Below are 13,465 nucleotides of genomic sequence, written 5' to 3'. Positions count from 1 at the left end.
TAGAAGTGAAAAGAGGATTTAGAAATAGACAAAAATTCCATTTATTTTAAAGCGGTTATTGAATCAGCAATGGTCTTTAAAATAAAAAGGGCTGCTCCCTTTTTGTTTAATCGCTGGGTATCGCATGCCAAACAACGGTATCCTGACTATTCATTTCAAGCCAATACCGAAACCCTGGTTAATGATCTCACGTTTGCCCTGGCTAAAAGTCTGGAGTTAATCTGGCGCAAAGAGAATCAAACCAAACGCGATGTGCCGGAATGGTGTGGAGGATTTCTATTAGAAGCAGCAGCGTCTGCACTCAACGTTCAATGGTCCCAGGAGTACATTTGCAAACAGACGCCTGAGTATAAAGAGTTGTTTTTTCTTAAAACCGTCACCCAATATTTAAAGATGGATACCGTCGCCAGTAAAAAAGTAGAGGCACTCTATAACCATTTACTCACTAAACAAACCAATACCATAGAGCAAGACGATAGCAAAAATGAAAAAATTGTCGATCTCAAAAAATTTAAAAAGAATAAATATCCCAATAATCTTTTCAAAAATAGAATCGTTAACTACCTGGAGTCTATTTTCTTCGAAAAGCATTTCCTGATCTTTAGCGACATTCTAAAAAATAAATTCCCTCTCCCCCTGGCAGATTTTTTTAGTGATGAGGAGATGATGAAACTCGTCGACGCTGTCAGACGATAATTACCCTCTCATTTACCGAAACATACTGGGAGAATAATTATGGTGCTTCGCCTCATCCAACGCATTCACATGGTTTTCAGCAAGCATCAGGAGTAATTCATCAATTTGACGATTAAAATCGTTAAGATCACCTGGACCAATAACCAAATGATTTTGATTACTTTGATCATCAGTAGTGAATAAACTCCGTACCTTTTCTTTATCAACAGAATTTTCAAACGTGATATGAAGTAATGAGTCCTTCTCCGTTATTCCCGAAACTTTGCCGAAATAATGACTTAATACCAGTTCATATTTCTTATGGGTTAATTCCTTAATCCTATTTGCATTCTCTTGAGCAATGATTGCATTGAATTGCTCTACGGCGTTTTTATTGATAGATAAGACGTTGTGCTTAATCGTGTAATTTTCTTTTAGCGCTTTAAATTCTTTTTCCAGAGCCTGTTTATCGATGTCGTCTTTAAACGCTATCTCAAAAACCGGGCTCTCTTCATTGTCTTTCATCTCAATGGGTTGTTGGCCTAAAACTCTCTCGAAAGCGGCTTTGATGGCATGAGTTAATTTCATATTATGCATCCAGGGGCGTTTTGTAATTTATTATAACATATAGATATATATTTTATCATTTATGCAGGGTCCGAAACGCTGCCAAACAGCCTTCCCATGACCTTTCAATTTCACCGCGGCGACATGTTACTCAAGTGTTTTTTTATAAAGAATTTCTTCCAGCAGCGCACCACCTTCATAGAACTCTTCTATTCTCGTGTAATCGGTCACGACAAATCCCAGCGACTCATAAAAGCGTCGCGCTTGGGAGTTGTCAGATAAAACCCAAAGGTAGACTGATTTAAAACCTAATTTTGATAACTCAGACAATGCTATCGTACATAATTGAGTGCCTAATCCCTGACGCCAATAATCTGGATGCAAATAAATAGCGCTGATCTCGCCTTTTAATACGTCTGGTTTTAGATCACGAAATTCACAGATACTCGCAAACCCAACCATTTTATGATCAATTTCAAGAACTAATATTTTTACACCTTGTTTTATAAGGTCTTGCCATTGCTGAGTACGCTCTTGGACGGATAAATTCTGTAAGATAGACTCAGGAATAAACTCTTTGTACATTTCCTGCCAGGAACGGATATGGTTAATAGCAATCGCTTCAGCATCTTCGAAAACAGCAAACCTAATAACTGGCGTTGAATTTTTACTCATAACAAAAAACGAATAAGAAAAGAAACTGCTATTTATCACTAATTCGACTTAGATTCTACGTCTCTCTTAAAATAGTTTTGGAATAACTCGGCTAAACCAGCAAAATCGACGTCATTGCATTTTTGGCGTAATTATTACTACAGTCAAATAGGAGGTAAACAAGTTACTGCATGATAATAGGCAGCAAACCTTTGAGATAGTCCGCAGCGCTTCTTGTCTTTGAAGCATTACGGACCATGCTGGTTTTTTACGATATGGAGAGATCTACAAACGTACGCTTTTAGGAGTACACGCATCAACAATGGCATAACCGACATCGGCAATTGCTCCCGCTATCGCTGCAGCAGTATCAACAACTGTCGACAAGGTACGCGTAGCTAATGCGGTCAAATCCCATAAGGTATCGGTGAGAGCAGACCCTGCAAAGTAGGCAGCCTGTAAGACATTAGTAAAAAATTCCGGCACACTTTTCTCTATATTACCTACGTCGAGAAAAATGATATTGATCGCTGTTTCCAGAACGTTGCGACAGGCATGAAGGCAAGATTGTACCGCCAAGGTCAAATCAATTATTGGGGCGACAACCGGTGATCTTAACTGCGTTCTCACATCTGCAAGAGAGTTGAATGGCCGGAAGAAGCTAGCCCCAGTGTTTATTCTGACACCGCTTTCTTTATGTGCATAATCTTTAATAGCATATGCTCTTTTAAATACACTTTCTTTCTTCCCGTACATCCTATTACCTATATGATTAAAAAATTGCATAGTACCATTAATTGCTATACGACGCTATGTCGCAGTGTGGTAACATCGAATGTTGTAAAAATCTGAAAATCAGCAGACTCTACAAGCCGTTCGCGCCCATCCTTTATGAACAACTGGCAGATGGTTTATTCATAACCATAATGGTACAATGAGAGCAAATTTCTCGCTTGTTGTGCCAAGGAATAGAATGCCCAAACTTAAAGAGTCGGTTATCGCAACAGCAAAGGCTGTCGTTGCACAAGTTCTACTCGCCACCATTGAAGATTGTGCTGAGGTTACATTCGATAAAAAGCAACTTGCTCCTGAAGAGATTGATTTTTTAAAAAACACAGCACTGTCAGAAATTAGCTTTGAGAATATAAACGACCCTGAAAAATTTCTGATTAGAAATAAAGAGTCCGGTGCTGTCATGGCAGTTTCCAATCGCGCAGTAGCCAATAATGAACTCAGAGGGCATTTAGTACGAGCTATAATCAGCGAAGCACAAGTAGCCACTCCAACACAAAGTCTTTATGACACCCTCAATCATGCGTTAAACAATCCAAAGACCTCAGGAATATTAGCGAAAAGTAAGGGATTCTTTGTTGGCCTAAAATTCTCTCCCTATGAGCAGGGTGAGATTATGGAAGAAAACCATTTTGTGCTCTTTACACAAGTTCTTCTTAATATTCTGGATCAAAAGAAAAAAGAAGGACGACTAGATGGCGTCACGTATAAAGATGTTCTCAAAAAAGAAAATGACGTTAGAGACCATATTTGGGACGGTGTTGATTTAGATGAAATTTATGAGGTCACCAAAGAAATCGGTGTGCAATTTAAACAATTCTCAAGCAAAGCAGAGGATTTGGAAAAAAGAGGTTACAAAGCAGAAGCCGGGATTGCGCGTCAACTGGCTACCGATCTGGAAGGCAAACAAACCTTACTTAAAACCGGAGACATCAGTCTTAGCGGCTTTTTCACTGAAGGTATAACATTAATAGAGGCAGCACAGCAAACTACCCTCATAGATCTCCGTGGTTTTGGAAAAATTTTCAATGATCTGGTAAATCGATTGATAACGATGTTGAATTATTTGGGTGCAAATCTACCAGCGGTGGTAAGAGAGCCCGATTCAGCTACCAAGCTTACAGCCACGAAAGCAAATCTTTCCTTTTTTAAAGAGATGACACTTCCAAATCAAGAAAATGATGAAGTAGCGCCTCATCAAGTCCAGGATTTTGTCGCTAGATAGACTCTAGTTGCTGGGTAACGGCAAGAAATATTGAATCCCCTTTTCTCCCTTTCCGTACCGTGCTTATGCGCGGTACCCAGAAGATAGTTCCCTTCTTCGAAACGTTTTCTGTGCTCATTAGCCAATGAATACCGCGTAAGCCCTGATAATCACTATCAATTTATAGGATATTTTACTTGCCGACTTTCCACGGCTCTCCTGAATAGCCAATTCAGTGATTACGTTTATTTATTTGTGTGACAACAGAGGATAGTGCCATTGCAAGATTTTTCGGCAAAACAATGTTGGGGAATCCCGGAATTGGAGCGGGTGATGGGAATCGAACCCACGCTATCAGCTTGGGAAGCTGAAGTTCTACCATTGAACTACACCCGCCTCGTTAGATGCTAAGTGTAATAGCTAAAGAACTCTAATTCAAATAAGTATTAATCAGCGATGTCAGGTCCTTCTGTTATGCCCTTTCAATAATGGTCATTATCAAATCACATCACGAAACCCAAAAACATATCGATAAAAAAAATCAAAAAGGACAAAATAAGTGAACAACTAATATTTATTTAATTTTTATGGATTACGCCGTAAGACCCGCTACATCTGCCTGAATATTGGCAGCCATTCGCCCTGATCTTGTCTGGTTATTAAAGAATAAAAATGAATTACCCTGGGTTGCTATGGCTTGAACCGCTCCGCCAAGAAGACCAGGAACGATACCCGTGCATAAAACAAGAAGGATTGATTTCCAAATTGCCCCTGTCACTCTATTCTCATTAAGGACTTTAATAGCGTCTCTATTCGTCTCTATATAATCATCAAATGCGTCTTCCTGGCCATCTTTAAATGCTGCTACGCGCTTTTCAGTATCGACAATAAAGCCATCGATTTTCTTAGACTTATCCTCGGTTAGGGGATCCGTAGCAGTTAATTTTTTCGCTTTGTATATCCTTAATTCTTCGATATGTGCTTCCAGAGATTTATATTTTTCTGCAGATCCATATTTTTCTGATGCAGCTTTAATCTTGGAGGTAAGTGTCGTGATTACTCTTTCATGAAAACCTTTATTTATACTATAAAATTGATCACTTGAGTGATAAATTTGACCAAAATCAACAGGATATGTTTTACCGTTATGCGTAATAAAATTTCTTTTATCCCGGCAATCGGTCATGACATAACCTTGCTCAAGCATATCCTTAAGACAGGCAAGTCGCTGGCGATCGGTTGGATAACTCCCACTAATATAAGGTAAAGAAAGCTCTCCTTTTTCTGTAACACAGGCAGTTGCATACTCAGTATCTTTGTAAAACTCATTCCATTGTTTTACCTGCACAGAATAACTTCTCTCAAGGCCAAGTCCTTTGGTCGATTTAAAAACACGGTCGCCTTCTATTCTTGTGACGTTATTATTACCTTGATCACATGGTTTGGTTTTAGACATGACAATTACTTCTTTTTTACCACTAATGGGTAGATTTTATCCTATATACATTAAGGAAAAATTAGGTCTTTTTTATACCAGAAGACGTGCAGATTTTTTTTCAAACTATCAATAACCTATATATATTTTCAGCAATTCAGTTTAAGATTTTACTTTTCAATGAAAAAACCATGTTGCCATTAAACATTCAACGCTCCCTGCCCAAAGTTATAACCTTGGCTACCTTATTAGCCATTGTTCCCCCCTCTTTTGCCCTTGATTTAACAAAAGGACAGAAAATCCTGCAATTAGGCGGTTATCTGAATCACTCAGGTAAAACCCAGTTTATCGGAATTGAAGACTTGATTGGTGACCGCTTCACGGTAAGTAAACACCATGATGGAAATCTATTAGTCGGATTAGGGTACCTTTTAAATCATCCCGTAAAAAAAGCCATTCAGTTATCCTATGGCATTAATGTCTTTTATTTAACAAAAACGCATGTCAAGGGGCAGGTTATCCAGGAAGATTTATTTGAAAATCTGGGCTACAAATATGGCCTTAGCCATGTTCCTGTCTACGCTGCTGCCAAGGCATCCATCGATAATCCTGCCAATCATTATGGAATTACTTTTGATAGCGGAATTGGAGTCAATATTCTGACAACCAGCAGTTTTCATGAAGAGTCTCTCGACGGTATGACCCTTCCCGATCATGCTTTTTCGGGGCATAGTCAAGTCACTTTTTCTGCAATGGCAGGCTTCGGAGTAAAAATGAATGACGTTTTTGGTCATGCACCACTCGAATGCGGCTATCGTTTTTTTTATTTAGGACAAGGCAAATTTAAAATGCAGACAAATCAATTACTTAATAACCTGAGCACAGGTCCGAGCTATGCTAATGCCTTGATTTGCTCAGTTGTGATTTAACGATAAGGATTGTGAATGAAACGGAGTTTAAGCAGGTTTGGTGTGTTGTTTGGTTTATTATTAACAAGCCAACTAGCCTTTGCGGCAGCCTTTTTCAAAGTATCGTCAACAGGTCTGTCCTCAGAAACAATAAGCATAACTCTGTGCCTGAATGGAAAAGGCCCCCTTACCTGCCAAAACTATAATGTCGCTTCATTAAATCTAAGCATCACTACCACCGTACCCAATCGTGTCTATCCCTCCGTAGGTATCAAGGTTAATAGACCAGGTTATTATCCTTTATTGGGTTGTACCCCCATTGCAAATGGCTACTGTTTATTTTCAGCAAATAATGTATCCCCCGCCACCATTACCCCGGCCAATGCACGATACAATGTTGTTTTTGATGCTGGCAGCAGTGGCACACGGATGTTTATCTATCAAACTATTGCCCCCCTTAATCCTCTCATCGTTACTTTATTCACTGATAATAACAATATTCCTCTAGCCAGTTTTGCGAATAACCCTGCAGCAGCAGGCAATGCCATCCAGCCTCTGTTAACAGAAGCGACCAATGTATTGCAAACCTATCAAATCACGCCATCTCAGGCCATTGCCAGCGTTTTGGGAACTGCGGGAATGAGAGTGCTGACAGAAGCACAGCAAGCGGCCATTTATCAATCAGTCGCCAATACGATAGTAAGCAATAACTATGGTTTGGGAGAAACAAAAACCATTAGTGGGCAGCAAGAAGGTCTATATCAATGGCTAGAAGTCAATTATTTAAACAGCAGCCTTGGTACCTACCTTACCAGGGGTATTATTGAAATTGGCGGCGCTTCAGCACAAGTCGCCTTTGTTGCCAATACTCCATCGAATCCTAATGTCATCAAATTGACCATCAATGGTGTGGTGTATGATCTTTTCAGTATTAGTTTCCTGGGGTTAGGGCAAGACCTGGCAAGGCAATCGATGGATGCAGTACAACCACCTCTCGACCCTGATAATTGTTACCCCGTTGGCTATAATCAAGGGCCCATTACCGGTAATTTTTTATACAGCAGGTGTTTGGCAAATTATGGCGAGGTCCTTACCAATTTTTCAATGTTATCGCAGTTAACTTCCGTGCCAGGTTTTGCAAGCCAAAGCTATTATGGCATTGCAGCGATTTACTTCAATGCAACGTTTCTAGGCATCTCCAATAATTTCAACCCCCTTTCAATACGCAATGCCATTACGTCTATCTGTTCTAACAGCTATGCCCAATTACAACAACTATACCCCGGCCTCCCGCAATTATTTAATAAATGCGCTGACTCAACCTACGTTGATTCTTTTCTATATTCTTCACCAGGATTAAATTTGGTTGGTATTCCTGTAGAACCTGTCGTGACTATCAGTGGGGTTCCTATCACATGGACTGGCGGTTATATTTATCTGATAAACAAGAGCCCTTCAATACTTGGCTAAATACTTAGTAACGAACACAGAAATAGCGCACAATACGCCTACTTCCGCACAGAGAAGAATATTGACCTATTTTTGCTTCAGGAGCCTAATCCAGCCTGTTTTACCTGTGTATCTAAACAACTCATGGCCTGTTGGGCAAGTTTCTTTGTGTCACTTGGTCCAATTCCTGAATCGTATTCAGGGTATCTACGTATCACTTGAGCCAGTTCTTCCCTGCTTCCACTTCCATCACGTAACATTTGCTGAGCGGCTTTAAGTACCTCTCTTTTATGAATACTCGATTTATCATTTTTACCTTCAAACTCGGCTATTTTTTTCTCTATTTTGGGTAGCAAGCTTTCTGGAGTTATATTGCTCACATAGCTTCCTGAGCTGTGACTTGAGAAAAAAGAAAATTTACGTTCTTCTACGGCACTGAACTTATTTACAACAGATAAATTTTCTTCAATTATTTTACCAAAATCTCCCGTATAAACTGCTTTATTGTCCTTACTGTCATTAACCATGAATTGCTTTAAGACCTTAATTTTTTGCTCTATTGGCATCTCTGGGTGCCTAATAATATTTTCAATATCTTGCGCAATAGCCAATTGCTGTTTTTTCATTTCCAATTTCTTTATATCAGCTGGCTTAGTTAATTTAGGTATCTCTTCCTGTAACTGGGCCATTAACTTTCTGTTATTTCCAGAAACCTCAACTAAGGCATCATAAAGATTAAGGGCTTTAACAAAAGCGTTAATGTCCCCAGCAACCTCATGCCGACTACCCTGCTCACATTTTTCTACCAGACGTTTTTCATAAGTATTCAGGTAGTCGAGCTTTTGTTGCATACCTGCATTTCTCTCTCTTGGCGATTTATCAAGTAAATTTTGTTTCTCGCCTTGCAATTCCTCATAGTTGTGCATGTTTTCTTTATTAACTAGTAACTGATAATTGCCCAATCTATCTCTAAATGATCTTACGAAAAGGGCGTGCTCTTGCAGCTGTGCCCTATAAACGGCTTGTTCAGATTCATTACCCCTTGGAAATTCCTTATTGGCAAAATTTTTTACTTCTTCTTCAAAAGCATCAAATTTGGCAAGTATCTCCTTCATCAGAGGATTATTTTTTGCGCTTGCAAATTGCTTTCTTATTTCTTGAATCGCCTGATAATCGGCATTAAGTTGTGCATAGGTTTTTCTAATTGTTTGAAGGGGATTGCCTGGTGATTGTTCTGGGCTGGGAGTCATCAATTCTCCGAATACACTATTTATTTTTTCTCTAATAGCTGCTTCAACGGATGTGCCCAGATCGATATCTTGCAACATTGATTCTCTACGTTCATCATACAACAGGCGCACATCATGAAAGAATTGATCGGCATAAACGCCCATTTTTTGATTCACTAAAGGGAGAATCTCTTCGTTGATGATCTTTTCATAGTTAACTTCCTTAAATTGCTCGAATCGTTTGCTCTTGTCTGCTTCTTTTTCTAATTTTAATTCTGCTAAATAAGCTAATCTTTCTCGTGAGATACTGATTTCCATTTTTCTAGTTGCAGTTATTTCAGAACCAGCAGTTTCTTCGAGATGTTTTAATCGCCGTTCCTCATTAGCAATCCGTATTGAAATAGGATTCAGATCACCCAGTAATTTTAAAACATCCTGATCGGAATATTTTGTTTTGACGCTCGTAATAAACCCTCGATAGAATTTCTCAACCGGGTCATTAACAGCAGACGATAGAACACCTGGTTTTAAGCCCAGTGAAAATTCAGCCTCATCAGCGAGCAAAACAACGGATTCCCAAGCAACACGGAAGTCCTGCATTTTTTCCAGAAATAACTCGTGACTTCCAACGCCAACATTGAATAATGCCGCATAAACTTCTTTTACCGCATTTAGAAGATTTTGTACGTCTTTCGGTGTTGGAGTTACTTTCACTAGAAACGGAGCCATACCTTGTAGCGCGGAGATTAATACTTCCTTATCCTGCGCAATTTGGCGAGCCTCGGGACTATCATTTGCAGGAGTGGGGAAGCTCCTAACACCTTTAATGATTTCTTGTAGAGCCTCCTCACGCTTCATTGCATCTGATTTTTCCACAGTCATTTCTACTGGCTCAGATTGGGCAATAATGTTTGCAGTCAGTGCGCCCATTACTTCTTTGAGTGCTGGTGTACCCTCGGAAAGAACATAATGAAAAATCCTGTTCATTCTATTTTCTTTAATTGCTGCAATAAGTTTTGTTCTATCCTGGATTAAAATTTTCCGTAAAACTTGCTCGTAATTCGGAGAATCGTTTAATAAATCTTTTGTATAGTAATTTTTATCTACCTGGGCCAGGTAAGGTTTTAATTCCTCATAGCATTCTTTGATAGTTTCTTGATCTGGATGAGTCAATGGTATACCTGGTTTGGCGTATTTAGCGAAACAGGCATCCAGTTTTTGTAAAGAACCAGCAACTTGTTCTTCAGCTTCCTCTCCTTTAGGAGCACTCCATTGGTCACCAAGCAGATTGTCGATCTCACCCAATTCTACTTTTATTTGCACTTTGACTTTATGCAAAGCAACTAAAATTTTATCGACTAAAACGCCATCCTCGGTCACGGGAGTTTTGGTTAAACCCTTGGCCTCCAGGTCTTGGATAAAGCGAATGAACTCTTGTTCAAATTCGTTAAAACGGGCTTCAAGTTGTTCAACAGGCGTATTCTCGAAAAAATTGAGGATCCTATGCTCTAACCAATCAATCACTTTTGGTATGAGGCATGGATCATCGGTATGCTGCAAATACTCTGTGACCTCTTTAGGTATATCCTGCAACATAACGGCAAATCGTGGATCAACCTTGGCTTTGGCGGCCGCCTCACTCATCTGTTGAGTAGTCGTTAACTTCGCTTTTTCAAAAAACTCAGCTAACTCCTTAGGTAAAATTTTGACAAGCGCTTCAAATTGCGGATTATTGGCGACATTAGCAAGAGCCCCTGCCATATTTTTAGCTGGTGAAGCAACCCCTAAACCTGTCTGGCCTAAAAAGAGAGCTCTTGATAAGGTGCTCTCGGTGTATTGATGCCCTGCCTGCTTCTCAACTGCAACGACAGCGTCTCTTAAGTAGCAAAGCGAGTTAATTACATTTTTGTACAAGGAGACTTGACTTGAATCAGTTTCCTTTAGTTGATAGGGTTTTACTCCCCCAGTATCGCTAAGGCCCAGTTCTGCTACTAATCCAGTAGAAAGATTGTCTCTCAAAAAACCAACTGCTTTTTGTATCGTGTTATCAATTAAACTATAAAAGTAATTAAATACCGTTTTATAAAAAACAGTTACAGAAGCATCATTAGCCGCTATTTGATAGGGAAGGCCTGGCACCTGACGGAGGCCTGAAGCCACCTCGGCAGCCAGGTTTTTTTGCAAAAATTCGATTGCTTTTTGTATGGACTTATCAAATTCTCCTGACAGTTTTGCTGCATTAGCTTGCGCAAGGAGAGTGCCTTTGGATAAGTCCCGTGAAGGCTTTAAAATGATGGGAGATACTGGTCTTTCCTTTAATTTTTCTTGTAGCTGTTGTAAATAGAGTTCTTTACCTTGTTCAAAACGCTTTTGAATAGCGGCCATGTTACCAGCGATTACCTTTTCAAGCTCCAATACTTCTGCAGTAGTCACTGGACGCACGTCTTCGACTTGAGGTTTATCCTGCATCAAGGCTTGTACTATTTGTTTATCCCATTGGTGGAGAAACTCGTTCTCTTCAAGGAACATGTATTTTTGGAATTGAGCATATTGTTTCCGCAATTGCTCTTTGGTCTCTTCATCCACCCCACTGAGTGGTTTATTTCCTTTTGCAACTTCATTGAGCGAATCAATAAACGTTGAAAATGCATTTTTTGCTTGTGCCAATTCATCTAATTGATCACCCAACTCAGCAATTTTTTTGTTGAGTTGTCCAGACGATAAGTTTTCGGCAGCGGTGTCTGGTTTTAACCAATTGCTATCAGAAATCACTTCAAGGGCAGTTTTTTTACCCACTCTCTCATAGGAGGACGCTTTCACTTGAGCCTGACTGGATTTAATTAAATCTATTTGAGTTGCTACGGTAGCTATTTCTCTATTTATCGCACTCATAACTCCCGTGTCTTGCTTTAAAATCCTGTCAAATAAGGTATTTCCAACCAGTCGAAAACCATATTCACTTACACTCCTGAGAAAGGATTGTCCCTCAGGAATTGGTGATACGCTTGCTGCTCCCTGAGATAAGCGCTCTTTTTCTTGCTCTGTTAAATTCAGATAACCTACAATTTCCGCATCCAATCGGGGATCTCTAGCCACCATATACGGTTGGAATTGCTGATAAAGGAAGGCTAATTCTTGTCTCTCCTCGATAGTTAACTTTTCAGGTCGCGTACTAATTTTTGCAAAAAATGATTCAGCAGCCTTGGCAATATCTTGTACCTCATACATCTTTTCCCTTGCTGCATCGAGTCTCGCATTTTGCCGACTTATCCTTTGTGCTACGAAGGTCTCATCAATTAAGTGAGCGACTTTCTCTCCTACTTCGAATTTAGTGCCTAACTCTAATTTATCTTCATCCTTTTCAGTGACATATAAGAAAGCCTTTACACCTACGTTATCCGCTTTAACTCTCGCTTCTTCAATTTTAGTATTAAGTGTTTCAATTAATTTATTGTAATAAGTAGTCGCGGCATTTAAAGCTGGCTCAACTAAAAGACCAGGCTTTAAACCCAAAGTTATCTCAAGAACTTCCAACTCATCTATGATAGCTGGCAGTACTTTGCGTTTAAAATCAAGTAAAGCTTCTTCGAGTCTTAAGTAGGCTGCTTTAGAGGTTGGTATGGCAGTCTGGACTAAGGCCTTCGTATGATCTTTTAAGAAACCTGCCAACCGCCCAATCGCAGCAACATATTCAATACCGAGTCCTTGGGACCAGGTTTTAACGGCCATACTATCCAAATTGGCAACAAAGGCATTCGCTTCTTTTTCTCTTTTTTCCTTTTGTTTTAAAAGTGCAGGATTAGAGGGATCTATAGATAAGTCTGGCTCAGGGAATAAGGAGCCGCTTTCAAGCATGGTTTGTAATTGCTTAAAATAGTCTGGAATATTAAAAACAGCTTGCCCCAGAGCATTGAAACTTACCTCGTCTGGTGTTATGTGTTCTTTGGGTAAAAACTCAACCGCTTTACCAAACACCTCACCCCAATTTTGATCCAGGATAGTGCCACTTGGTGTAAATTGTCTTAGCTGCTCCAATAAGGGAGCCATTTTTTGTTTAAGCTGATTAAAGTAAGGGCCAAAAATTGCTTGAACAGAAGCGTTTGAGTGATTAATTAATTGGATAGCCTCATACACTTGATTAACCACGCAATAAAGACTTCTTGCAATTTTTGGAGCAAGTGCGATTAACTCTGTAAGGCTTGCTGTTTCACTCAGATTGATTCGTTCGAGATCTTGTAGCATTTTTTCAATATTGAACAACATATTGATTAATTTTTTGAGCACAACGACTTGTTCAGGATCAGAGGAATTGATGTGGTATGGTACCCCTTTTGCTGAAGGTAATAATTTTTCAGCAAGTTGCTCAGACATAATCTCAGGATTAGTTAACAACATCGTCAGGGTATGGCGAATTTCATTGCACTTCTTAGATAACCCTAAAGTCTTAAACTTATCTACTGTAGCCTTAACCTTGGTATAAGGCTCTTGCATTGCTGAAAATACATGCATTGAACACCACAACAAAGTGCGTTGCTATACATAAATTGTATGA

General features: G+C 39.5%; 9 protein-coding genes and 1 tRNA gene. 4 read left to right on the top strand and 6 right to left on the bottom strand.

What is annotated here, in order from left to right; all coding sequences use genetic code 11:
- The first annotated feature begins 69 nt into the window (after window positions 1–69).
- A complete protein-coding gene (locus Lfee_RS02095) occupies window positions 70–696 on the top strand; it encodes a hypothetical protein (RefSeq protein WP_058443630.1) in 627 nt (208 codons plus the stop codon).
- 12 nt (window positions 697–708) lie between these two features.
- Here the strand turns inward: Lfee_RS02095 and Lfee_RS02090 are convergent, their stop codons facing one another.
- From Lfee_RS02090 to Lfee_RS02080, 3 genes are all read right to left on the bottom strand, one after another.
- On the bottom strand, window positions 709–1,263 hold the full coding sequence (locus tag Lfee_RS02090) for a hypothetical protein (protein WP_058443629.1): 555 nt from the start codon (window positions 1,261–1,263) through the stop codon (window positions 709–711).
- Between the two features lie 126 nt (window positions 1,264–1,389).
- Complete coding sequence (locus tag Lfee_RS02085) at window positions 1,390–1,917, bottom strand: GNAT family N-acetyltransferase (protein ID WP_058443628.1); 528 nt, start codon at window positions 1,915–1,917, stop codon at window positions 1,390–1,392.
- 264 nt (window positions 1,918–2,181) lie between these two features.
- Entirely contained in the window at window positions 2,182–2,652 is a 471-nt protein-coding gene (locus tag Lfee_RS02080) for a hypothetical protein (RefSeq protein WP_058443627.1), read from the bottom strand.
- A gap of 217 nt (window positions 2,653–2,869) precedes the next feature.
- Between Lfee_RS02080 and Lfee_RS02075 the strand changes: the two genes are divergently transcribed.
- Window positions 2,870–3,913 carry a hypothetical protein gene (locus tag Lfee_RS02075; protein WP_058443626.1) on the top strand — a complete coding sequence of 348 codons (1,044 nt, stop codon included), beginning with the start codon at window positions 2,870–2,872 and terminating at the stop codon, window positions 3,911–3,913.
- A gap of 301 nt (window positions 3,914–4,214) precedes the next feature.
- Here Lfee_RS02075 and Lfee_RS02070 read toward each other — a convergent pair.
- Window positions 4,215–4,288 (bottom strand) — tRNA-Gly (locus Lfee_RS02070).
- A 196-nt stretch (window positions 4,289–4,484) separates the two neighbouring features.
- Entirely contained in the window at window positions 4,485–5,348 is an 864-nt protein-coding gene (locus tag Lfee_RS02065; protein ID WP_058443625.1) for a hypothetical protein, read from the bottom strand.
- Between the two features lie 170 nt (window positions 5,349–5,518).
- Between Lfee_RS02065 and Lfee_RS02060 the strand changes: the two genes are divergently transcribed.
- Window positions 5,519–6,256 carry a hypothetical protein gene (locus Lfee_RS02060; protein WP_058443653.1) on the top strand — a complete coding sequence of 246 codons (738 nt, stop codon included), beginning with the start codon at window positions 5,519–5,521 and terminating at the stop codon, window positions 6,254–6,256.
- 15 nt (window positions 6,257–6,271) lie between these two features.
- Window positions 6,272–7,705 (top strand): acetate and sugar kinases/Hsc70/actin family protein, encoded by a 1,434-nt coding sequence (locus Lfee_RS02055; RefSeq protein WP_058443624.1) that lies wholly within the window; start codon window positions 6,272–6,274, stop codon window positions 7,703–7,705.
- Window positions 7,706–7,782: 77 nt separating this feature from the next.
- Here Lfee_RS02055 and Lfee_RS02050 read toward each other — a convergent pair whose 3' ends face one another.
- A complete protein-coding gene (locus Lfee_RS02050; protein WP_058443623.1) occupies window positions 7,783–13,422 on the bottom strand; it encodes a hypothetical protein in 5,640 nt (1,879 codons plus the stop codon).
- Window positions 13,423–13,465: the final 43 nt, after the last annotated feature.

This window comes from Legionella feeleii, from assembly GCF_001467625.1.
Taxonomy (GTDB): domain Bacteria; phylum Pseudomonadota; class Gammaproteobacteria; order Legionellales; family Legionellaceae; genus Tatlockia; species Tatlockia feeleii.
This window is presented reverse-complemented; position numbering and strand designations above follow the sequence as displayed.